Genomic DNA, 22,236 nt, shown 5'->3' with positions numbered 1-22,236 from the left:
TATCAGCGTACTGTCTACGCGGCACCCGCACGCGTCTGCGCGCTCTTTTTCCGAGTATTTCCCATGGCCAAATCACCCAAAAAAATCCCGACCATAAAATCGCCCGATTCGCCCGATGCCACACATCCCGGATCACCGCCCCTCGTCAAAAATGTGGGCCTGGACATGCCTGACGCCCTGCTCCTGGGCATCGATTCGCCGGCGATCAGCCAAGCGCCAGCCACCTCTGCCGCAGCCAACGCAGTGCCCACGGTCAGCCTTCATGCCTTGCCAGATGCAGCGCATGATTTCAGCGCCACTCGGAACGCAATCGCCTGGCCGCAAGAGCGTTTCCACGAATTGGTACCGGTGACGCAGAACGATGGCTTGTTCACTGGACCGGATCAGCGCACCTACGCTCAAATCGCCAATGAAGGCCAATTTGTCGTCGAGCAGGACGGGCAAGGCAACTACCATGTGCCACTGACCTTCGCGCCCGGCGTGCCCGGCCTGCCTCTGACGCGAACCGAGGGTCAGGCGATCTGGCAAATCCAGCGGCCCGCGAGGCCCTCCAACCGGCTTGCGTCCTCCACGCCACACTTGCCCTCATACATCTCGCCGGCCGACGCCATGACGTTGACCAAGCCGGAAATGGCGACAGAAGGCCTTCGTTACAACAGACTCAGGCAGACCTTCGTAACCACGGTAGACGGCACCGTCATGGTGCGCAAAAACCAGGACGGTGAATATCAACAAGCGTTTGCCTCAACGACCAATGCACCCGACGTTTTCTTCGAGCAAATCCCCGGCACCGTGTTCTGGCGGCGAAAAACACCCGGGACGAAGCCATCAGGTACCAAGCCCGAAGCCAGCCAGTCCGACAACGCAGTCCCCGGCCCGAGCAAGCGTCCACGACTTGCCGAGGCCACAGAAACACTTACCGCGCCGAAAGCCACGACTCCGCCTGAGGAGCTGACCCCGTATTTCTGGCTGCCCTTGGGGCACCTGAACAAACCTGTGCACATCGAATCGGTACAGCTTGGCTGGCTGCATTATCCAATCGTCCCTGTCGGCTCGAACACGACACCCAAAGTGTATTTCGTATGTCATCCCGAGTTTGTCCCGACAGATTTCAATACTTTCGAAAGCATGCTGATAAACATGCCCGAGCGACAGCCGGTAGCGACTTTTCGCATCGGCAGTGATCCGGGTGAGGTCCATCCGGGCAAACGCTTTTTTGAAGAGCCGATATCAACGTCCGTCGCTCGCGCGTTCCCCGATTTCTCTGAAGCAACAGCAAGGGCCGTCGCCCGCAGGTTGTTCGAACTCGCTGATCACTCCGAGACGATTACCGGCACCGGATTGATCAATGTCCAGGCCGTTCTGCATCAGTGGAAACAACTGCCGTTTTCCACAGCTCCCGATTTTGCCGACCCGCTGAACATGCTGGCCGTTGCGCCGGACATCGACCTGGGAAGCAAACGGCTTATTCCGATGCCTTCCCAGACCGACAGCGAATTGCAACGCCTGAGCTTCGATCCGCAGCATTTCCCCTCTGCCTGGAATCATTACAAGACCTATCCCTCGGATCTGAATCTGCGGCGATTGCTCGGCGCGTTGCTGGTCGGCTGTGGTTACGAGCTGTTTCCACTGACTTATGAGCACAGAATGCCGACGCTGGTCTTCAAACGAGCCGGTCACGATCAGATCTTCTTTTTGAAACTGGGAGCGATCAGTCAGGCCGGCCTGACTCATGTGCCTGGCAACGAACTGGCGGAACCGGGCTTGCCCGCCAGAATCGGTCAGGACGCCTTCAAGGCACTGACCGATGCAGCCGCGCAGAACAAAGTGGTATGGCTGATCGGGGGCGTATTGAAGGTCGCGTCCACGCCAGATTCGGTATTCATTATCCGCGAGCGCTGAGCCGCTACCCGCCTGCACCGGCAGTTGAGCTGTAAGCAGGCATAAAAAAAGCCCGCAGTGTGAGCGGGCGAAAGACCAAAGAAGCTATATGCGCAGTCGCTTCCCGGTGGGGGCAGCTGCTTGGGGGTCAGCTGCCCCGATACGTGGAATAGCTGTAAGGCGAAATCAGCAGGGGCACGTGATAGTGCTCCTGCTCGGCGGAGATGCCGAAACGCAGCACCACCACGTCCAGGAAGGCCGGCTCGGGCAGTTGCACGCCCCGGGCGCGGTAGTAATCGCCGGCATGGAACTGCACCTGATAAACCCCGGTGCGGTAATCATCGCCCTGCAGCAGCGGCGCATCGACCCGGCCATCACTGTTGGTTGTCGCACTGGCGACCAATTCCAGGTGCGAACCTTCAACGCGGTACAGCTCGACCTTGATCGAGCTGCCCGGGCAACCGTGTGCAGCGTCCAAAACGTGTGTTGTCAAACGTCCCATTGATTCTGCGCGCCCGGCCGCAACAAGCGGTCAGACTTCGCGCCTCCCGAAGTCAGTTGAAAAGGAGACCGCACCGTTTCGGAGCACGAAACGCTGCGGCGAGCGACTGATTAAGACACTTTTCAAAAAAATTGTACACAATAAAAACGACATTTTTCGCTTCCCCCCCGCCATCCGGGCCTTAATCGCCAATTCGCAGGCAAAGCGCCTGATCATTGAACCTTCTATTCATTAGCTGACTGGTCAGGCAGGTTTCTTGCAGGCCGGAACCATTAACAGCAAAAGATGACAGCCGGTGAAAAATGCGAAAATTCAGGCTTACAAAATGTAAATAAAGTTGTATACAATCAGCCCATCGCTGTGACGCCAGCCTGCCAGGCCGCCACACCAATCTGTCAACGTACAAGAAGGAAGACTGCAGTGAGCGCTGACTACCCACGCGACCTGATCGGTTACGGCAGTAACCCTCCTCACCCACACTGGCCGGGCAATGCCCGGATCGCCCTGTCCTTCGTGCTCAATTACGAAGAAGGTGGCGAGCGCAATGTTCTGCACGGCGACAAGGAATCCGAAGCCTTCCTGTCGGAAATGGTCGCTGCCCAGCCGCTGCAGGGCGCGCGCAACATGAGCATGGAATCGCTTTACGAGTATGGCAGCCGTGCCGGCGTCTGGCGCATTTTGAAGCTGTTCAAGGAATTCGATATTCCGCTGACCATCTTCGCCGTGGCCATGGCCGCCCAGCGTCACCCGGACGTGATCCGTGCGATGGTCGAGGCCGGCCACGAAATCTGCAGCCACGGCTACCGCTGGATCGACTACCAGTACATGGACGAAGCGCAGGAACGCGAGCACATGCTCGAAGCGATCCGCATCCTCACCGAACTGACCGGCGAGCGTCCGCTGGGCTGGTACACCGGCCGTACCGGGCCGAATACCCGTCGCCTGGTCATGGAAGAAGGCGGTTTCCTCTACGACTGCGATACCTACGACGATGACCTGCCCTACTGGGAACCGAACAACCCGACCGGCAAGCCGCATCTGGTGATCCCCTACACCCTCGACACCAACGACATGCGCTTCACGCAAGTGCAGGGTTTCAACAAGGGTGACGATTTCTTCGAATACCTCAAAGACGCATTCGACGTGCTTTACGCCGAAGGTGCCGAGGCACCGAAAATGCTTTCGATCGGTCTGCACTGCCGCCTGATCGGCCGTCCTGGTCGCCTCGCTTCGCTCAAGCGCTTTATCGAATACGCCAAAAGTCATGAACAGGTGTGGTTCAGCCGTCGCGTCGACATCGCACGCCACTGGCAGCAAACCCACCCGTACCAAGGGACTGCAAAATGAGCCGCTTTCAAACCCTGCAACCGTCGACCCTGAGCCGCGACGCTTTCGTCAAAGCCTTCGCCGACATCTACGAACATTCGCCATGGGTGGCCGAAAAGGCCTACGACCTCGGTGCGGACGCTTCGATCGACGAGATCGAAACCCTGCACCAGCGCATGAGCGATATCCTGTTGAGCGCCGATCATGCCAGCCAGCTGGCCCTGACCAACGCTCACCCGGACTTGGCCGGCAAAGCTGCCGTCCAGGGCCAACTGACCGAAGCCAGCACCAATGAACAGGCTGGCGCCGGTATTCACCAATGCACGGCCGAAGAGTTCCAGCGCTTCACCGAGCTGAACGACGCCTACAAAGCCAAGTTCAAGTTTCCCTTCATCATGGCGGTAAAAGGCAGCAACCGGCATCAGATCCTCGCGGCGTTCGAAACGCGCATCAACAATTCGGTGGAAGCCGAGTTCAAATGCGCGCTGGCGGAGATCAACAAGATTGCCCTGTTCCGTTTACTGACTCTTTAGCAAGCCTGGCCCGAGCGTGAATGAACGCGCAAACGCCCAGGGCCCTGCGAGCATCCCCAGCCAACTTATCAAAGGCAGACAAGAAGAATGAAAGCTTACGCCGTACCTTTCGAAAAATACGTCAACCTGGCCGACGCCCGTCTGGGCACCAAGATCATTTCGGTCACCGATGACTGGTTCGCAGACGCCAATCGTCTGTTCCAACCGACCCCGGCCGTATGGAAGGAGGGCGTGTTCGATGACAACGGCAAGTGGATGGACGGCTGGGAGTCGCGCCGCAAGCGCTTCGAAGGTTTCGACAGCGCGGTGATCCGTCTGGGCGTACCGGGCTCGATCAAAGGCGTGGACATCGACACTTCATTCTTCACCGGCAACTACCCGCCATCGGCCTCGCTGGAAGCGTGCTTCCTGGCCTCGGGCGAGCCGGATGAAAACACCCAGTGGACCGAAGTGCTGTCGGCCGTCGAGCTGCAGGGCAACAGCCACCACTACCACGAAATCAGCAACGACAAAGCGTTCAGCCACCTGCGCTTCAACATCTACCCGGACGGTGGTGTTGCCCGTCTGCGCGTGTACGGCATTCCGTTCCGCGACTGGTCCGCTGTGGGTGACAACGAGCAAGTGGACTTGGCAGCAGCCCTCAACGGTGGCCGCGCCCTCGCCTGCTCCGACGAACACTTCGGCCGCATGAGCAACATCCTCAATCCGGGCCGTGGCATCAACATGGGCGACGGCTGGGAAACCGCGCGTCGTCGCACGCCGGGCAATGACTGGGTGATCGTCGCCCTGGGTCATCCGGGCGAGATCGAGAAGATCGTCGTCGACACCCTGCACTTCAAAGGCAACTACCCGGACACTTGCTCGATCCAGGGCGCGTTCGTGAAAGGCGGGACTGACAGCCAGATCGAAACCCAGTCGCTGTTCTGGCGCGAACTGCTGCCAAGCCAGAAGCTGGAAATGCACGCCGAACACACCTTCGTCGAGCAGATCAAGGCACTCGGCCCGATCACCCACATCCGCCTGAACGTGTTCCCGGATGGTGGCGTGAGTCGCCTGCGTGTACTCGGCAAGGTCGCTAAATAGGGTTGAATCCGTTCGCGAGCAGGCTCGCTCCCACAGGGAATAGCATTCCAAAGGTGGGAGCGAGCCTGCTCGCGAAAGCGTCAGAACCAACAAAACAGAATCCGGATAAGAAGAACAGCATGCGCACACTGACGATTGAACCGCTGACCAAAGAAGCCTTCGCCCCTTTCGGTGACGTGATCGAAACCGACGGCAGCGATCACTTCATGATCAACAACGGTTCGACCATGCGCTTCCACAAACTGGCGACGGTCGAAACCGCTACGCCTGAGGACAACGCGATCATCAGCATTTTCCGCGCCGACGCGCAGGACATGCCGCTGACCGTTTGCATGCTGGAACGCCATCCGCTGGGCAGCCAGGCTTTCATACCGCTGCTCGGCAACCCCTTTCTGATCGTGGTCGCGCCAGTTGGCGATGAACCTGTATCAGGCTTGGTCCGCGCCTTCGTCACCAACGGCAGGCAGGGCATTAATTACCATCGCGGCGTTTGGCACCACCCGGTGCTGACGATCGAAAAGCGGGATGACTTCCTGGTGGTTGATCGCAGTGGCACAGGCAATAACTGCGATGAGCATTTTTTCAAAGAGGATGAGCGGTTGATCCTCGCCCCCCACCAATAAGAGAAGGTCTGATCACTCGACAACAAGAGTGACAGGCGAGAGGTAAAGACTGTGGAAGCACATCTGTTGGAATGGCTGAACCTGAGCGTGCGCTGGGTTCACATGATCACTGGCGTGGCCTGGATCGGCGCGTCGTTCTACTTCGTCTGGCTGGAGAACAACCTCAACCGCGTCAACCCGAAAACCGGTCTGGCCGGTGATCTGTGGGCGATCCACGGCGGCGGCATCTACCACCTGGAAAAATACAAACTGGCCCCACCGTCCATGCCGGACAACCTGCACTGGTTCAAGTGGGAAGCCTACTTCACCTGGATGTCGGGGATCGCGCTGCTGTGCGTGGTGTTCTACTCCAATCCGGTGCTCTACCTCGTGGCACCCGGCAGTGGCCTCAGCGGTCCTGAAGGCGTGGCCATCGGTATCGGCTCGCTGATCGTCGGCTGGTTTGTCTACGACTTCCTCTGCGATTCGGCCCTGGGCAAGAAACCCGCCCTGCTCGGCTTCATCCTGTTCGTGCTGATCATTGCCGCCGCCTATGGCTTCAGCAAGGTGTTCAGCGGTCGTGGTGCGTACCTGCACGTTGGCGCGATCATCGGCACCATCATGGTCGGTAACGTGTTCCGCATCATCATGCCGGCGCAACGGGCACTGGTCGCGGCGATCGCCGAGAACCGCACGCCTGATCCGGCCCTGCCGGCCAAGGGCCTGCTGCGTTCGCGACACAACAACTACTTCACCCTGCCGGTGCTGTTCATCATGATCAGCAACCACTTCCCGAGCACTTACGGCAGCCAGTACAACTGGTTGATCCTCGCCGGGATCGCAGTGTTGGCGGTGTTGGTGCGTCACTACTTCAACACCCGTCACGACAGCCACAAGTTTGCCTGGACCCTGCCGGTGGCAGCGGTGGGCATGATCTGCCTGGCCTACGTCACTGGCCCGGCGCCGATGTCGAGCGCACCTGAAGTGGCCAAGGCACCGGCGAAAATCGAGTACCAACCGCTGCCGGAAACGGCACTGGGCGGTGGCGCGAAACCGGCCGAAGCGGCGCAACCTGCGGCACCCGCAGCCCCTGCGGCGGCACCCGCGCAAGCCTCGAATGCCGGCTCCGGTTTCGACAAGGTGCACAACGTGATTCAAGAGCGTTGCACGGTGTGCCATTCGTCCAAGCCGACCAGCCCGTTGTTCAGCGCAGCCCCGGCCGGTGTGATGTTCGACACCCCAGAGCAGATCCGCCAGAACGCCGCGCGCATTCAGGCGCAAGCCATCACCACGCAGATCATGCCACTGGGCAACATCACCCAGATGACCCAGCAGGAACGTGACCTGATCGGTGCCTGGATTGCCCAGGGAGCGCAAACCAATTAATCGTTAAAAGCATCGCTGGCAAGCCAGCTCCCACAGGGTTTTGCATTGCCTGTGTGGGAGCGGGCTTGCCCGCGAATGGCCGCTCCGCGGTCCCCCTGATGCAAAGAAACAGCTGCAAGCAACCCGGCAGCTGTTAATCACAAGAATAAAAAAGATCCGAGGTGTTGCATGTCCGAGCTGTCCAAAGCGCGCATCCCCGACGCACCCGCCATTCAGCGTTTGCCCCTTTTGCAACTGATCCTGGTCGGTCTGCAACATGTTCTGCTGATGTACGGCGGTGCCATCGCGGTGCCGCTGATCATCGGACAGGCCGCTGGCCTGAGTCGTGAAGAAATCGCCTTCCTGATCAACGCCGACCTGCTCGTCGCCGGCATCGCCACTATCGTGCAGTCGCTCGGCATCGGCCCGATGGGCATTCGCATGCCGGTGATGATGGGCGCCAGTTTCGCTGCGGTCGGCAGCATGGTGGCCATGGCCGGCATGCCCGGCATCGGTCTGCAAGGCATCTTCGGTGCAACGATCGCTGCCGGTTTCTTCGGCATGGTGATCGCGCCGTTCATGTCCAAGGTCGTGCGTTTCTTCCCGCCGCTGGTGACCGGCACCGTCATCACCTCGATCGGTTTATCGCTGTTCCCCGTGGCCGTGAACTGGGCCGGTGGCGGGGTCGATGCCGCGCAATTCGGTTCGCCGATTTATCTGGCCATCGCTGCGCTGGTGCTGGCCACCATCCTGTTGGTTCATCGCTTCATGCGCGGTTTCTGGGTCAATATTTCCGTGCTGATCGGCATGTGCCTGGGCTATGTATTGTGCGGCGCGATCGGCATGGTCGACCTCAGCGGCATGGCCAGCGCACCGTGGATTCAGTTCGTCACCCCGTTGCATTTCGGCATGCCCAAATTCGAGCTGGCACCGATTCTGTCGATGTGTCTGGTGGTGGTGATCATCTTCGTCGAGTCCACCGGGATGTTCCTCGCGCTGGGCAAGATCACCGGCCAGGAAGTCTGCCCACGCATGCTCCGTCGTGGCTTGTTGTGCGATGCCGGCGCGTCGTTTTTCGCCGGTTTCTTCAACACCTTCACCCACTCCTCGTTCGCGCAGAACATCGGCCTGGTGCAGATGACCGGCGTGCGCTGCCGTTCGGTGACCATCGTTGCCGGCGGTCTGCTGATCGTCCTCAGCCTGTTGCCCAAAGCGGCGTTTCTGGTGGCATCGATTCCACCGGCAGTGCTGGGCGGTGCGGCGATTGCGATGTTCGGCATGGTCGCCGCGACTGGCATCAAAATCCTCCAAGAGGCGGACATCGGTGACCGCCGCAACCAGTTGCTGGTCGCGGTGAGCATCGGCATGGGCCTGATCCCGGTGGTGCGTCCGGAATTCTTCGCCCACCTGCCGATGTGGATGAGCCCGATCACCCACAGCGGCATCGCCATGGCCACCCTCAGCGCGCTGACCCTGAACCTGCTGTTCAACATCCTCGGCGGCAAGGAGCGTGCGGCGATCAACGATTGCCATGCGCACTGATTGAAACCACCACACCACCTGTGGGAGCGAGCCTGCTCGCGAAAGCACTGTGTCATTCAACATTGGTGGCGACTGACACAACCGCTTCGCGAGCAGGCTCGCTCCCACAGGGACTACGCAACTGCTTGTGCCTCAAACAATAAAAACAACAGGGAGCAACAGATGATCCGCACGCAAAGCAACGTTCTGTTGTGTGGCGGCCTGCTGGCCGCGAGTCAGGCCATGGCCGGCGATCTGCTGCTGTGGCAGAGCAACAGCCTCAGCTATCTGTACGGCAAGAACTTCGCGATCAACCCGTCCTATCAGCAGACGGTCACCTTCGAGCACGCCGACAAGTGGAAGTACGGTGACAACTTTCTATTTGTCGACAAGATCTTCTACAACGGCAAGGAGGACCCGAACAAAGGTCCACACACCTTCTACGGCGAGTTCACCCCGCGCTTTTCCTTCGGCAAGATCCTCGACCGCAAGATCGAGTACGGCCCGATCAAGGATGTGCTGCTGGCGATGACCTACGAGTACGGCGAGGGCGAAAGCGAGGCCTACCTGATCGGTCCCGGCTTCGATCTGAAAGTGCCCGGCTTCAACTACGTCACCCTGAACATTTTCCGTCGTCAGACCGAAGGCCCGCGGCCCGGCGATGGTGTCTGGCAGATCACCCCCGCGTGGTCCTACAGCTTCCCACTGGGCAATTCCGATGTGCTGATCGACGGCTACCTCGACTGGGTCGTCGACAATGACGAAAACTCGCGCGGCACCTACCACGCCAACCTGCACATCAATCCGCAGATCAAATACGACCTCGGCAAAGCCTTGGGCTGGAGCCAGAAACAGGTATACGTCGGCACCGAGTACAGCTACTGGAAGAACAAATACGGCATCGAAAACAGCCACGCGTTCGATACCAACCAGAACACTGCCAGCCTGCTGCTGAAGGTGCACTTCTGAGATGGCCCGCAACCGTGCGCCATGCCTGCCGTCGGTGCTCTGTTGCGGGGCACTTGAGCGTTGGCCGAGGAGTCAGTATTCTCCGCGGCCTTCCGAATTCGCTCTAAAAAAAAGCCCGAATTCAATTTCTGACCGAAAAGCCAACTTATCCCGGCTGCGGTCAGTCCTGAGGCATCCCGAAAACACGCTCGTCGACTGTTTTTCAGCAGCCGAACGGGCGTTTTTTGGTTTTTCAAAAGCCTTGGCGCAGCTTTTGCTACCAGCATTCAAAGCTGACCGATCGGATGAAATTTGCGGTACGAAAAAAGGCGCCACATCAGAGCGCCGATCTTAAAAAAATAACGTGGAACACCTACTTTGGGAGCAACCGAATGAAACGTATGTGCACCAGCCTGATGCTGGCCGGATCGATGTTCGCCGGCGGCCAGGCGATGGCCGAAGGCCTGCTGCAGTGGCAGAACAACAGCCTGACCTACCTGTATGGCAAGGACTTCCAGGTCAACCCGCGCATTCAGCAGACCGTGACCTTCGAGCACGCCGATGCCTGGAAGTATGGGGACAACTTCCTGTTCATCGACAAGATCTTCTACAACGGCAAAGATGATGGCGGCGTCGGCTCCAACACCTACTACGGCGAGCTCAGCCCGCGCCTGTCGTTCGGCAAGATCTTCGATCAGAAACTGGCCTTTGGTCCGGTGACTGACGTGTTGCTGGCCATGACCTACGAGTTCGGTGAAGGCGATACCGAATCGTACCTGATCGGTCCGGGCTTCGACCTGGCGATTCCAGGCTTCGACTACTTCCAGCTGAACTTCTACCAGCGTCACACCCAGGGCGCACGCGCCGGTGACAATGTCTGGCAGATCACCCCGGTGTGGTCCTACATCATCCCGGTGGGTAAATCGAACATCCTCATCGACGGTTTCATGGACTGGGTGGTCGACAACGACTCCAATTCCAAGGGCGACTACCACGCCAACCTGCACTTCAACCCGCAGGTCAAATACGACCTGGGCAAGGCGCTGAATTTCGGCGAGAAGCAGTTGTATGTCGGTGTCGAGTACGACTACTGGTCGGACAAGTACGGGATCAAGGACAGCCAGTACTTCAAGACCGATCAGAGCACCACGAGCTTCCTGGTCAAGTTCCACTTCTGACCCTGAAAGCTTCGCGAGCAGGCTCGCTCCCACATTCAGACCGAGTTCCAATGTGGGAGCGAGCCTGCTCGCGAAGGCCTCACCGCAGATTTCAGGCAGGAGCCACCGCTTCAGATATCCGCAAAAACCGGCACAGCTCCTCGCGCTTGGCCAACGCATCCCGCCGTCCCAACTCGATCAACTCGCTGCAATACCCCGCCTCGAACAGCAGATAACTGAGCACCCCCGCCCCGCTCGTCTTCGTCGCCCCCGGCCCGCGCAGAAACAGGCGCAACGCCGCTGGCAGCTCCTGGCGATGCCGCGCGGCGATTTCGTCGATCGGCTGACTCGGCGCAATCACCAGCACTTCCACGGGCGCCACACCCAGCGCGCGAGTGGGTGTGCCGGCCGGGAGCAAATGACTGAACTGATTCAGACGCTGCAGCAACTCGATATCGCTCTCCAGACTGTCGATGAACGTGCTGTTGAGCATGTGCCCGCCAATCTGCGCCAGCGTCGGTTGCTGGCCGCTGTAGGCGCGCTCCAGCGGCTGCTGCGGATCGACGCCGCGCGGGTTGCCGCTGACGCCCACCACCAGCACGCGACTGGCCCCCAGATGCAGCGCCGGGCTGATCGGCGCCGACTGGCGCACTGCGCCGTCACCGAAATATTCCTCGCCGATTTTCACTGGCGCGAACAACAGCGGGATCGCCGAACTGGCCAACAGGTGATCGACCGACAATTGCGTCGGCACGCCAATACGGCGGTGCCGCAGCCAGGCGTCGATGGTGCCGCCGCCCTGATAGAACGTCACCGCTTGCCCCGATTCGTAGCCGAACGCAGTCACCGCTACCGCGTGCAATTGCTTGCGCGCGATGGATTCGGCGATGCCGGGCAGGTGCAGTTTTTCCTCGAGCAGCTCGCGCAGCGGCGAACTGTTGAGCAGTGCCACCGGCATCTGCCGACCGAGGCCGAGCAGGCTGTGGCTGACAAAACGGCTGGCCTGATGGATCACGCCCGGCCAGTCGCTGCGCAACACGCGGTGGCTGCGAAAGCCCTGCCAGAACTGGGTCAGGCGTTCGATGGCAGCGCGAAAATCCATGGCACCACTGGCCAGGCTGACCGCATTGATCGCCCCGGCCGAGGTGCCGACGATCACCGGAAACGGATTGTCCGCACCGACCGGCAGCAACTCGGCAATCGCCGCCAGCACCCCGACCTGATAAGCCGCCCGAGCCCCGCCGCCGGAAAGAATCAAACCTGTGACCGGTTCAGCAGGACTCATCGCAACACTCCACAGTGCTTGTCAGTACGGGTGAATCAACGACGCTTGGGATAAAGCTTCGGCTCGCCCGGTGGGCGACTCTTGAAGCGCCGATGCGCCCACAGATACTGCTCGGGGCAGGCACGCAAAGCGCTCTCGACCCACTGATTGATGCGGATGCAATCGGCCTCCTCGCTTTCGCCGGGGAAGTCTTCCAGCGGCGGATGAATCACCAGGCGATAACCACTGCCGTCGGCCAGACGTTCCTGAGTGAACGGCACCACCAGCGCTTTGCCCAGCCGTGCAAACTTGGTCGTCGCAGTGACGGTGGCGGCCTGAATGCCGAACAGCGGCACGAAGATGCTCTGCTTGGCGCCGTAATCCTGATCCGGCGCATACCAGATCGCCCGTCCCGAGCGCAGCAGTTTGAGCATGCCGCGTACGTCATCGCGCTCCACCGCCAGCGAATCGAGATTGTGCCGCTCGCGGCCACGGCGCTGGACGAAGTCGAACAAGGGGTTTTTGTGTTCGCGGTACATGCCGTCGATGGTGTGCTGCTGGCCGAGCAGCGCCGCGCCGATTTCCAGGGTGGTGAAATGCGCGGCCATGAGAATCACGCCTTTGCCTTCGCGCTGGGCCTTCTGCAGATGTTCAAGGCCTTCGACGTGGGCCAGTTTCGCCAGACGCTCGCGCGACCACCACCAGCTCATCGCCATTTCAAAAAAGGCAATGCCGGTGGAGGCGAAGTTTTCCTTGAGCAGGCGTTTGCGCTCAGCGGCGGATTTTTCCGGAAAGCACAATTCCAGATTGCGCCGGGCGATGGTTCGCCGGTCGCTGGCGACGCGATACATCAACGCGCCCAAAACTCGACCGATGGTCAGCAGCGCCGGATACGGCAACTGCACGATCAGCCACAAAAGCCCCAGGCCGCACCAGAGCGGCCAGAAGCGCGGAGCAAGATATGCTTTTCGAAAACGCGGGCGATCCATTAAAGCTTCCGTAAATACAGTGGCCGCGCATTCTACATCGTTCGACCCGGCTTGCGGCTCGCGGGCGTTCTCGTTATAAGTCTCGGCACTTTTAGTGACAAGCCGTTGTATGCCGACATGAGCCAAACCGACCCGTTAGACCAAGATCCCGTATTCCAGCTCAAGGGCAGCATGCTGGCCATCACTGTGCTGGAACTGGCCCGTAACGACCTCGAAAGCCTCGATCGGCAATTGGCCGCCAAAGTCGCCCAGGCGCCGAATTTTTTCAGCAATGCACCGCTGGTTCTGGCGCTGGACAAACTACCGCCGAATCAGGGCGCGGTTGACCTGCCGGGGCTGATGCGCGTCTGCCGTCAGCACGGTCTGCGTACCCTGGCCATTCGTGCCAGCCGCATCGAAGACATCGCCGCCGCCATCGCCATCGACATCCCCGTGCTACCGCCCTCCGGCGCCCGCGAGCGTCCGCTGGAGACGCCGGAAGCCGAAGTCAAAAAGAAGCCGGAAAAGCCGCCTGAGCCGACCGTCAAACCGACCCGCGTAATCACCACGCCAGTACGTGGTGGCCAGCAGATATATGCCCAGGGTGGCGATCTGGTCGTGGTCTCATCGGTCAGTCCGGGGGCGGAACTTCTCGCCGATGGCAACATCCATGTATACGGCCCGATGCGCGGCCGTGCGCTGGCCGGCGTCAAAGGTGACACCAAGGCACGGATTTTCTGTCAGCAATTGAGCGCTGAACTGATCTCCATCGCCGGTCATTACAAGGTCTCCGAGGATTTGCGTCGTGATCCGATGTGGGGCTCGGGCGTCCAGGTCAGCCTGTCAGGCGACGTGTTGAACATCATTCGGCTTTAACGGATACTGCCGCATTTTCCAAGCATCTCTAAAACGTAGCGAAAACGGCTCAAACGAAGTAGGAAAAAGGCTCAAAGCCAAATTCCAGCCAAGGCTGTCCGACTGCAGTAGTTTTCAAGAGATGTTTTTCAGGGGCTGAACAGTCCTTCTTCCTTAGGGGTGAAACACCTTGGCCAAGATTCTCGTGGTTACATCCGGCAAGGGTGGTGTGGGTAAGACCACCACCAGCGCCGCTATCGGTACCGGTCTCGCTCTGCGCGGCCACAAAACAGTGATCGTCGACTTCGACGTGGGCTTGCGTAACCTCGACCTGATCATGGGTTGCGAGCGCCGCGTGGTGTATGACTTCGTCAACGTGGTAAACGGCGAAGCCAACCTGCAACAGGCACTGATCAAAGACAAGCGCCTGGAAAACCTCTACGTACTGGCGGCCAGCCAGACCCGCGACAAAGACGCGCTGACCGTCGAAGGCGTGGAAAAAGTCCTGATGGAGCTCAAGGAACAATTCGAGTTCGTCGTCTGCGATTCCCCGGCGGGCATCGAGAAAGGTGCGCACCTGGCCATGTATTTCGCCGATGAAGCGATCGTCGTGACCAACCCGGAAGTCTCCTCGGTACGTGACTCGGACCGCATGCTCGGCCTGCTGGCGAGCAAATCGCGCCGCGCCGAACGTGGCGAAGACCCGATCAAGGAACACCTGCTGATCACCCGCTACCACCCGGAGCGGGTTGAAAAAGGCGAGATGCTTGGCGTTGAAGACGTCAAGGAGATCCTCTCGGTGACCCTGCTCGGCGTCATCCCGGAATCCCAGGCGGTGCTCAAGGCTTCCAACCAGGGCGTGCCGGTGATTCTCGACGACCAGAGCGATGCCGGTCAGGCTTACAGCGATACCGTCGACCGCCTGCTGGGCAAAGAAAAAGCCCACCGATTCCTCGATGTCGAGAAGAAGGGATTCTTCGAGCGCCTGTTTGGAGGTAGGTAATGAACCTTTTGACTTCTTTCGTGCCAACAAAAAGCCAAGTACCGCCTCGGTAGCGAAAGAGCGTCTACAGATCATCGTGGCGCATGAGCGCGGCCAGCGCAGCACGCCGGATTACCTGCCAGCCTTGCAGAAGGAACTGGTCGACGTGATCCGCAAGTACGTCAACATCGGCAACGACGACGTACATGTTGCACTGGAAAGCCAGGGCAGTTGCTCGATTCTGGAACTCAACATCACCCTGCCCGATCGCTGAGTCGATTTGGCAGTCGCTACGGCGGCTCGGGCTGTTGATGCTCGTGTAGGAGCTGCCGAAGGCTGCGATCTTTTGATCTTCAAAGTCAAAAGATCGCAGCCTTCGGCAGCTCCTACAGAGTTATCAGCAGTCCCGAGCCGCCGTTGGCATTTGTTACGAGGCTGTTTTAATGCCGCTGTCCAACATCCGCATCATCCACGAGGACGCCGCCGTTCTTGTGGTCGACAAACCGACCCTGCTGCTCTCGGTGCCCGGTCGCGCTGACGACAACAAGGACTGCCTGATTACCCGCTTGCAGGAAAACGGCTACCCGGAAGCGCGCATCGTTCATCGCCTGGACTGGGAAACCTCCGGGATCATCCTGCTGGCCCGTGACGCCGACACTCATCGCGAACTGTCGCGGCAGTTTCACGATCGCGAAACCGAAAAGGCCTACACCGCTTTGGCCTGGGGTCAGCCGGAGCTGGACAGCGGCAGCATCGATCTGCCCCTGCGCTACGACCCACCGACCAAGCCGCGACACGTGGTCGATCACGAATTCGGCAAGCATGCGCTGACCTTCTGGAAGGTGCTGGAACGTTGCGGCGACTGGTGCCGTGTCGAACTGACACCGATTACCGGCCGCTCCCATCAACTGCGCGTACACATGTTGTCGATCGGCCACCCGCTACTCGGTGACGGGCTCTACGCCCACGAGCAGGCGCTGGCGGCCTGGCCCCGTCTGTGCCTGCACGCAAGCATGCTCAGCTTCACTCATCCGCAGACCGGCGAGCGCCTGCGCTTCGAGTGCCCGGCTCCGTTCTGAATTGCGTGAATACTTTGGAAGCCCTTCCTGGTGAAGGGCTTTTTTTGTCCTGCCAGAATTCCACCGGCAATAGATTGACGTAAAGAACTGTCATAAAATTGTAATCAAATATAAAATCATGGCACTTCGATATCAGGCAGGAGGCCTTTCCCGTGTTCTGCAACAAAACACTTCAATCCGAATACCCGATCATCTACGCATTCGGTAACACGACCCTGCACTTGAGCGAAGCACCCAGCATCCAGGCACGCCAGGCCCTGGAGCAGCTCATTAAAAAACGCCGCGCGCACAAACTGACCCGGGCCAGCGCACCGTTGTCGTCCTGTGAAACACCACTATTTGCCAAGGTCCAGCCATTGGACACGTTCAAGGCAAAGGTGCGGGTGAGTCTGAACAAACCGCAACGCAACGGGCGCTTCGACTGGCCTCTCGAAGAGCTGATGAATTCCCTCGAAGCTCAGCGCCGGGGCGTGGAGATGCCTCCACTGAAGGGCTATGGCTATACCCGCAGCAGACTCGGCCTGACCGAGGAGTTCTTCCTGCTGACTCACCTGCTCGAAGGCCATATTGATGGGGCCGAGTGCATCAGACGCAATCCCGAAAACATCGAAGCCTTTATCCTCGACGCGTTTCAACTGCTCAGCTCGCTCGCCAGCAAGAACATCACCCACATGGATTTCTGGGTGGGCAACATCATGGTGCCCGAGCAAACGCAAAGGCCACTCAAAGCCATCGACTTTGAAAACTGCTTCGCAGGCCCGACCGCGCACGCAAGTGAAACACTCGGTTTTCAACTCGGCTTCTTCTATCGTCGGGATATCTACAAATTCATCACCGAAGCCGCCTACGATCGCCTGGTCGATCAATATCTCAGCGCGCTGCCCGGTCTGTCGAGAGACAGGTTCGAGGCTGTCTATCAGTTGAGCAAACATGAATACGTCGGTCGCAAGCAACGCCGTGAAGTCTTCCTCTCTGGCAGATTGATCACTGGTTGACGCCCTCCCTGGCAACACTTTGAAGCAAGTGTCCGGCCTGCAAATCAGCGGAGCAATACGGTAAACTCGCGCCCCCCGCCGTATGGAGCCGCTTATGCGCGAAGCCTTCCCCCCTGGAAAAAGTACCGCACCAGCTGCTCTACCTGATCTATGGCGACAAAGACGTTTATCGGCGCGAGGCGAAATTCAGCATCCTCACCGCCCTTGCACAGCTGCAGCCAGATGAATCGTTGTGCATCCGAGTCCTGACCGATCGTCCGCAGGACTATGCCGGCTGGCCGGTCGATACCGTCCCTTTGAGCGAGCAGACCCTGATCCAGTGGCAGGGCGAGAACGGCTACCACCACCGCCGCAAAGCGTGCGCCATTGCACTGGGCCTGACGCTTGCCGAAAAAACCCTGTTTGTCGACACCGACACGCTGTTTCTCGATTCGCCGCACCGGCTGTTCAGCATGATCACGCCCGGCCGTTACGTGATGGACCGCTTCGAATATGACTGGAGTTACGTCTGTAACCGGGCGGACTACGAAAAACTCGCGCGCTGCCTGCAAGTCCACGGCATCTCGTCGACGAACAGCTTCAAGCTCTACAACAGCGGCTTGTGCGGCGTCACCGATGGCGATGCAGCGCTGCTGGAGAAATCGGTCCGGCTGATCGATGAGTGGACGCAGGACCCGTTCGACATCCATACGATCGAACAGATTGCACTGTCGTTTGCCATGCGCGACCAGCCGATCCAGGAAGCGAAGAAATTCGTCTATCACTACTTCGCCGACAAAAACTTCTTCCACGCCATGCAGAAACATTTTTTCGCCCGTTACGGCGAGGCCTTCCACCCCGAACTGCCAGAGCTGTGCAACGAGGTTCCGCGCAGCAAACCCGTTCCCTCAACCTGGGAGCGCCTGCGCATCAAGTGGAAGCTGCGCAAAAAGCGCGGCGGCATGAAGAAAGTCGGCCGGGCGTTGCTGTTCGGCAGTGCTGCACCTGCCCATCCGTATTACGAGATCTGCCGTCACGAATGGTGGGAATCGGCGTCGCGGGAAATCCTGCGCTGGGACAGCGTCACGCAAAAGGCCTTCTTCGGCAGCGGCAAGGGCTGGCCGAAGCACCTGCCGAAACCCGCCAGAAAGGATGATCAACAAGCCATCATTGCCTACCTGCGCAAGCGCATCGATCAGCATTCCTGAGCGTGCTTGCGCAAACCACTTGCCCAATGGCGCTGAGTGATGCGTTAAACTGCCGCCCATTGCTGTCTGGAGTTTCTTATGCGCGCAGAGTTGAACCAGGGCCTGATCGACTTTCTCAAGGCCTCCCCTACCCCGTTCCACGCCACCGCCAGCCTCGTTCAGCGTCTGGAGGCCGCCGGTTATGTGCGCCTCGACGAGCGCGAGCCATGGTCCACCGAGGCCAACGGCCGCTATTACGTTACCCGTAACGACTCCTCGATCGTCGCGATCAAAATGGGCCGCAACTCGCCACTGCACGACGGTATCCGTCTGGTCGGCGCGCACACCGACAGCCCGTGTCTGCGGGTCAAGCCGCAACCGGAACTGCAACGTCAGGGCTTCTGGCAACTGGGCGTCGAAGTCTACGGCGGCGCGCTGCTGGCGCCATGGTTCGACCGCGATCTGTCGCTGGCCGGCCGCGTGACCTTCCGCCGTGACGGCAAGGTCGAGAGTCAGTTGATCGACTTCAAGGCACCCATCGCGATCATTCCCAACCTGGCCATTCACCTCAACCGTGAAGCCAACCAGGGCTGGGCGATCAACGCGCAGACCGAACTACCGCCGATCCTGGCGCAATTCGCCGGTGACGAGCGCGTCGATTTCCGCGCCGTGCTCACCGATCAACTGGCTCGCGAACACGGCCTGAATGCCGACGTGGTGCTGGATTACGAGCTGAGTTTCTACGACACGCAAAGCGCTGCGGTGATCGGCCTGAACGGCGATTTCATTGCCGGTGCGCGTCTGGACAACCTGCTGTCGTGCTACGCCGGCCTGCAAGCGTTGCTCACCGCCGAAACCGACGAGACCTGCGTGCTGGTCTGTAACGACCACGAAGAAGTCGGCTCGTGCTCGGCGTGCGGTGCCGACGGCCCGATGCTCGAACAGACTCTGCGCCGCCTGCTGCCAGAAGGCGACGAGTTCGTCCGCACGATTCAGAAATCCCTGCTGGTCTCCGCCGACAACGCCCACGGCGTGCATCCCAACTATGCAGACAAGCACGACGCCAATCACGGCCCGAAACTCAACGCCGGCCCGGTGATCAAGGTCAACAGCAACCAGCGCTACGCCACCAATAGCGAAACTGCCGGTTTCTTCCGCCATCTGTGCATGGCCGAAGAAGTCCCGGTGCAAAGCTTCGTGGTGCGCAGCGACATGGGCTGCGGCTCGACGATTGGCCCGATCACCGCCAGCCATCTGGGCGTGCGCACCGTCGACATCGGCCTGCCGACCTTCGCCATGCATTCGATTCGCGAACTGTGCGGCAGCCATGACCTGGCGCATCTGGTCAAAGTGCTCAGTGCGTTCTATGCCAGCCGTGAATTGCCGTAACGGCTGACAAGCTTCGCGAGCAGGCTCGCTCCCACAATGGAATGCCATTCACCTGTGGGAGCGAGCCTGCTCGCGAAATCGCCTGTGCCGACAGCAGAATCCTCCCGGCCTGATGCATTCCTGAGCCACATCACACCCCGCCTCGAAAACCCGCCTAGACTGCAAGCATCCCCCACAGACAAGGCAGTCTCCATGATCTCGATGTCCTCCTTCCACGGCATGCTCATTCCCATCCTCAGCGGAATGATCCTGCTGGCCATCGGCTTCAACTTCCGCGACAAGAACGCCGGGGTGTTCGCCATGTGGATCGGTATGCTGATGATCCTCGCCACGGTGGTCTACAAGATCCTCGCCAAACTCAACGAATGACCGCACCCGGCTCGCATTGAGCCAAAGGGCCTCGTACACTCCAGCGCATCCGCCTATCGCGAGGTTGTCTTCTGGTGTTCGCTCGTCTTTTTGCTTTGCCCGGTCTGCTGCTTGTCTGCCTGATGACGCTGCTGCCGCTGGCGCCCGCCCAAGCGGTCGGTCTGCCCGGCCTGCTCAACACTTCCAAACCGCAGCCTGAAGCCGTGGAACCCCTCGGCCAGTCACTGGACGAAGTGATCAAGTCGCTGGAAAACGACAAGCAACGCGCGCAGTTGCTCAGCGATCTGAAGAAGCTGCGCGACGCTACGAAGAAAGCTCAAGCCACCCCGGAAGAAGGCGTGCTGGGCCTGATCGGCGGCACCCTCGCCAGCTTCGAAAAACAGTTTTCCGGCGCCGACAGCCCGCTCACCCGCTGGTCCAACGAATTCGATCTGGCCAAGGACGAACTGACCAGCAAGCTGCTGCCGGCCAATGAATGGCTGCCGATCATCTTCGGTTTCGCAGTGATCCTGATGGTCTGGAGCCTGCTCGCCGCCGCGCTGATCTGGCTCAGCCACCGCGTGCGTCTGCGCTTCGGCCTCACCGAAGAACTGCCGCAACACCCCAAGGCCCTCGACATGCTGCGCTTTGCCCTGCGCAAGCTCGGGCCGTGGCTGATCGCGTTGGTAATGACGGTGTACATGAGCTACGTGCTGCCGTCTTCCCTGGGCAAAAGCCTGGCGATGGTGCTGGCCTATGCCTTGGTGGTCGGCACCTGTTTCTCGGCGATCTGCGTGATCGCCTTCTCCCTGCTCGACGGCCCGCACCGCCATCGCGCGCTGTACATCCTGCGTCATCAGGCGTTTCGGCCGCTGTGGCTGATCGGCAGCTTCGCCGCGTTTGGTGAAGCGCTGAGCGATCCGCGTCTGGTCGAGAGCCTGGGCGTACATCTGGCGCACACCGCCGCGACCACGGCCAATGTGCTTGCGGCGCTGTCGACCGGCCTGTTCATTCTGCGATTCCGCCGACCGATTGCGCACCTGATCCGCAACCAACCGCTGTCACGCCGCCTGACCCGCCGCGCCCTCAGCGACACCATCGAAATCCTCGGCACTTTCTGGTACGTGCCGGCACTGGTGCTGGTCGGCATCTCGCTGTTCGCCACGTTTGTCTCCGCCGGCGACACCAGCACCGCGCTGCGCCAGTCGCTGATCTGCACGGTGCTGCTGGTGTTGTGCATGGTGATCAACGGCCTCGTGCGCCGCCATTCGCTGAAACCGCAACGCGGGCCGAAACGCCATGCGCTGTATTCGGAGCGACTGAAAAACTTCTTCTACACCCTGACGCATTTGCTGGTGTGGCTGATCTTCATCGAACTGGGCCTGCGCGTCTGGGGCCATTCGCTGATCGCGTTCGCCGAAGGCGATGGCCATGACATCAGCGTCAAACTGTTCAGCCTGATCGGCACGCTGATTTTCTCCTGGCTGATCTGGATCCTCGCCGACACCGCCGTGCACCACGCCCTCACCCGCTCGCGCAAAGGCCTGGCGAATGCACGGGCGCAGACGATGATGCCGCTGATCCGCAACGTGCTGTTCGTGGCGATTTTCATCATCGCGCTGATCGTCGCGTTGGCGAACATGGGCATGAACGTCACACCGCTGCTGGCCGGTGCCGGCGTGATCGGTCTGGCCATCGGCTTCGGCGCGCAGTCGCTCGTCGCTGACCTGATCACCGGCCTGTTCATCATCATCGAAGACTCGCTGGCCATCGACGACTACGTCGACGTTGGCGGCCACCTCGGCACCGTCGAAGGCCTGACCATCCGCACCGTACGCCTGCGCGATATCGACGGCATCGTCCACACCATCCCGTTCAGCGAAATCAAAAGCATCAAGAACTACTCGCGGGAATTCGGCTACGCGATCTTCCGCGTCGCCGTGCCATACAACATGGAAATCGACGACGCGATCAAACTGATGCGCGACGTCGGCCAGAAGATGCGCAGCGATCCGTTGCAGCGCCGCAATATTTGGTCGCCGCTGGAGATTCAGGGTGTGGAAAGTTTCGAGTCCGGCAGCGCGATTTTGCGCGCACGGTTCAAGACTGCGCCGATCAAGCAGTGGGAAGTTTCCCGGGCGTTCAATTTGTCGCTGAAAAGGCAACTGGATGAGGCGGGGCTGGATCTGGCGACGCCAAGGATGAGTGTGCAGGTGATTACGCCTGGGGTGGAAATCAAAAAGGAAAGCTGAACAGAGATGGCCCCCTATTG

General features: G+C 59.9%; 21 protein-coding genes. 18 read left to right on the top strand and 3 right to left on the bottom strand.

What is annotated here, in order from left to right; all coding sequences use genetic code 11:
• Positions 1-63 precede the first annotated feature (63 nt).
• Entirely contained in the window at positions 64-1,902 is a 1,839-nt protein-coding gene (locus AB4O12_RS02940) for a hypothetical protein (RefSeq protein ID WP_460060303.1), read from the top strand.
• 127 nt (positions 1,903-2,029) lie between these two features.
• Here AB4O12_RS02940 and uraH read toward each other — a convergent pair whose 3' ends face one another.
• Complete coding sequence (gene uraH / locus AB4O12_RS02935; protein ID WP_041479332.1) at positions 2,030-2,383, bottom strand: hydroxyisourate hydrolase; 354 nt, start codon at positions 2,381-2,383, stop codon at positions 2,030-2,032.
• A gap of 420 nt (positions 2,384-2,803) precedes the next feature.
• On the opposite strand from uraH, the gene puuE reads away from it, so the two are divergent.
• From puuE to AB4O12_RS02895, 8 genes are all read left to right on the top strand, one after another.
• Positions 2,804-3,730, top strand: coding sequence for an allantoinase PuuE (gene puuE / locus AB4O12_RS02930; protein ID WP_150638729.1), 927 nt, complete (start codon positions 2,804-2,806; stop codon positions 3,728-3,730).
• Entirely contained in the window at positions 3,727-4,242 is a 516-nt protein-coding gene (uraD, locus tag AB4O12_RS02925) for a 2-oxo-4-hydroxy-4-carboxy-5-ureidoimidazoline decarboxylase (protein WP_460060301.1), read from the top strand. The genes puuE and uraD overlap by 4 nt, the downstream gene beginning before the upstream one ends.
• A gap of 87 nt (positions 4,243-4,329) precedes the next feature.
• Positions 4,330-5,325 (top strand): allantoicase, encoded by a 996-nt coding sequence (alc, locus tag AB4O12_RS02920; RefSeq protein ID WP_016773759.1) that lies wholly within the window; start codon positions 4,330-4,332, stop codon positions 5,323-5,325.
• Positions 5,326-5,444: 119 nt separating this feature from the next.
• Positions 5,445-5,948, top strand: coding sequence for an ureidoglycolate lyase (locus AB4O12_RS02915; RefSeq protein ID WP_016773758.1), 504 nt, complete (start codon positions 5,445-5,447; stop codon positions 5,946-5,948).
• Between the two features lie 51 nt (positions 5,949-5,999).
• Positions 6,000-7,313: a urate hydroxylase PuuD gene (locus AB4O12_RS02910; protein ID WP_460060299.1), complete on the top strand. Its 1,314-nt coding sequence runs from the start codon at positions 6,000-6,002 to the stop codon at positions 7,311-7,313.
• 168 nt (positions 7,314-7,481) lie between these two features.
• Positions 7,482-8,834 carry a nucleobase:cation symporter-2 family protein gene (locus tag AB4O12_RS02905; RefSeq protein ID WP_460060298.1) on the top strand — a complete coding sequence of 451 codons (1,353 nt, stop codon included), beginning with the start codon at positions 7,482-7,484 and terminating at the stop codon, positions 8,832-8,834.
• A gap of 162 nt (positions 8,835-8,996) precedes the next feature.
• The gene (locus AB4O12_RS02900; protein WP_460060297.1) at positions 8,997-9,782 is read left to right on the top strand and encodes an outer membrane protein OmpK; all 786 of its coding nucleotides are present in this window, start codon (positions 8,997-8,999) and stop codon (positions 9,780-9,782) included.
• A gap of 371 nt (positions 9,783-10,153) precedes the next feature.
• The gene (locus AB4O12_RS02895; RefSeq protein ID WP_460060295.1) at positions 10,154-10,939 is read left to right on the top strand and encodes an outer membrane protein OmpK; all 786 of its coding nucleotides are present in this window, start codon (positions 10,154-10,156) and stop codon (positions 10,937-10,939) included.
• Positions 10,940-11,030: 91 nt separating this feature from the next.
• Here AB4O12_RS02895 and AB4O12_RS02890 read toward each other — a convergent pair whose 3' ends face one another.
• Positions 11,031-12,203, bottom strand: coding sequence for a patatin-like phospholipase family protein (locus AB4O12_RS02890; RefSeq protein ID WP_041479321.1), 1,173 nt, complete (start codon positions 12,201-12,203; stop codon positions 11,031-11,033).
• A gap of 35 nt (positions 12,204-12,238) precedes the next feature.
• Positions 12,239-13,171, bottom strand: a complete 933-nt coding sequence (locus AB4O12_RS02885; protein ID WP_041479319.1) for a lipid A biosynthesis lauroyl acyltransferase — start codon at positions 13,169-13,171, stop codon at positions 12,239-12,241.
• A gap of 117 nt (positions 13,172-13,288) precedes the next feature.
• Here AB4O12_RS02885 and minC point away from each other — a divergent pair, with 117 nt between their 5' ends.
• The 9 genes from minC (at position 13,289) to AB4O12_RS02840 (ending at position 22,216) form a co-directional block, all read left to right on the top strand.
• Positions 13,289-14,026, top strand: a complete 738-nt coding sequence (gene minC / locus AB4O12_RS02880) for a septum site-determining protein MinC (protein WP_041479318.1) — start codon at positions 13,289-13,291, stop codon at positions 14,024-14,026.
• A gap of 169 nt (positions 14,027-14,195) precedes the next feature.
• Positions 14,196-15,008: a septum site-determining protein MinD gene (minD, locus tag AB4O12_RS02875; protein ID WP_007913953.1), complete on the top strand. Its 813-nt coding sequence runs from the start codon at positions 14,196-14,198 to the stop codon at positions 15,006-15,008.
• A complete protein-coding gene (gene minE / locus AB4O12_RS02870; protein ID WP_460060292.1) occupies positions 14,995-15,261 on the top strand; it encodes a cell division topological specificity factor MinE in 267 nt (88 codons plus the stop codon). Before minD ends, minE begins: the two co-directional genes overlap by 14 nt.
• 169 nt (positions 15,262-15,430) lie before the next feature.
• On the top strand, positions 15,431-16,066 hold the full coding sequence (locus AB4O12_RS02865; RefSeq protein ID WP_024012204.1) for an RluA family pseudouridine synthase: 636 nt from the start codon (positions 15,431-15,433) through the stop codon (positions 16,064-16,066).
• Between the two features lie 152 nt (positions 16,067-16,218).
• The gene (locus AB4O12_RS02860) at positions 16,219-17,061 is read left to right on the top strand and encodes a protein kinase family protein (RefSeq protein ID WP_460060290.1); all 843 of its coding nucleotides are present in this window, start codon (positions 16,219-16,221) and stop codon (positions 17,059-17,061) included.
• 113 nt (positions 17,062-17,174) lie between these two features.
• Positions 17,175-18,248 (top strand): hypothetical protein, encoded by a 1,074-nt coding sequence (locus AB4O12_RS02855; protein WP_460062375.1) that lies wholly within the window; start codon positions 17,175-17,177, stop codon positions 18,246-18,248.
• 78 nt (positions 18,249-18,326) lie between these two features.
• Positions 18,327-19,616, top strand: coding sequence for a M18 family aminopeptidase (locus AB4O12_RS02850; RefSeq protein WP_016773748.1), 1,290 nt, complete (start codon positions 18,327-18,329; stop codon positions 19,614-19,616).
• Positions 19,617-19,808: 192 nt separating this feature from the next.
• Positions 19,809-19,985, top strand: coding sequence for a hypothetical protein (locus tag AB4O12_RS02845; RefSeq protein WP_460060289.1), 177 nt, complete (start codon positions 19,809-19,811; stop codon positions 19,983-19,985).
• Positions 19,986-20,059: 74 nt separating this feature from the next.
• Complete coding sequence (locus AB4O12_RS02840) at positions 20,060-22,216, top strand: mechanosensitive ion channel family protein (protein ID WP_041479310.1); 2,157 nt, start codon at positions 20,060-20,062, stop codon at positions 22,214-22,216.
• Positions 22,217-22,236: the final 20 nt, after the last annotated feature.

The sequence above is a fragment of the Pseudomonas sp. S2_A05 genome (assembly GCF_054668485.1).
Note: the sequence above shows the minus strand (reverse complement) of the source record. Positions and strands in the feature narration are given on the sequence as shown.

Coding starts and splice junctions, on each gene's coding strand:
- AB4O12_RS02890 (WP_041479321.1), bottom strand. CDS start 12,203: ATGAGTCCTGCTGAACCGGTCACAGGTTTGATTCTTTCCGGCGGCGGG.
- AB4O12_RS02940 (WP_460060303.1), top strand. CDS start 64: ATGGCCAAATCACCCAAAAAAATCCCGACCATAAAATCGCCCGATTCG.
- uraH (WP_041479332.1), bottom strand. CDS start 2,383: ATGGGACGTTTGACAACACACGTTTTGGACGCTGCACACGGTTGCCCG.
- AB4O12_RS02900 (WP_460060297.1), top strand. CDS start 8,997: ATGATCCGCACGCAAAGCAACGTTCTGTTGTGTGGCGGCCTGCTGGCC.
- AB4O12_RS02845 (WP_460060289.1), top strand. CDS start 19,809: ATGATCTCGATGTCCTCCTTCCACGGCATGCTCATTCCCATCCTCAGC.
- uraD (WP_460060301.1), top strand. CDS start 3,727: ATGAGCCGCTTTCAAACCCTGCAACCGTCGACCCTGAGCCGCGACGCT.
- minC (WP_041479318.1), top strand. CDS start 13,289: ATGAGCCAAACCGACCCGTTAGACCAAGATCCCGTATTCCAGCTCAAG.
- AB4O12_RS02895 (WP_460060295.1), top strand. CDS start 10,154: ATGAAACGTATGTGCACCAGCCTGATGCTGGCCGGATCGATGTTCGCC.
- alc (WP_016773759.1), top strand. CDS start 4,330: ATGAAAGCTTACGCCGTACCTTTCGAAAAATACGTCAACCTGGCCGAC.
- AB4O12_RS02885 (WP_041479319.1), bottom strand. CDS start 13,171: ATGGATCGCCCGCGTTTTCGAAAAGCATATCTTGCTCCGCGCTTCTGG.
- AB4O12_RS02915 (WP_016773758.1), top strand. CDS start 5,445: ATGCGCACACTGACGATTGAACCGCTGACCAAAGAAGCCTTCGCCCCT.
- AB4O12_RS02865 (WP_024012204.1), top strand. CDS start 15,431: ATGCCGCTGTCCAACATCCGCATCATCCACGAGGACGCCGCCGTTCTT.
- AB4O12_RS02850 (WP_016773748.1), top strand. CDS start 18,327: ATGCGCGCAGAGTTGAACCAGGGCCTGATCGACTTTCTCAAGGCCTCC.
- AB4O12_RS02905 (WP_460060298.1), top strand. CDS start 7,482: ATGTCCGAGCTGTCCAAAGCGCGCATCCCCGACGCACCCGCCATTCAG.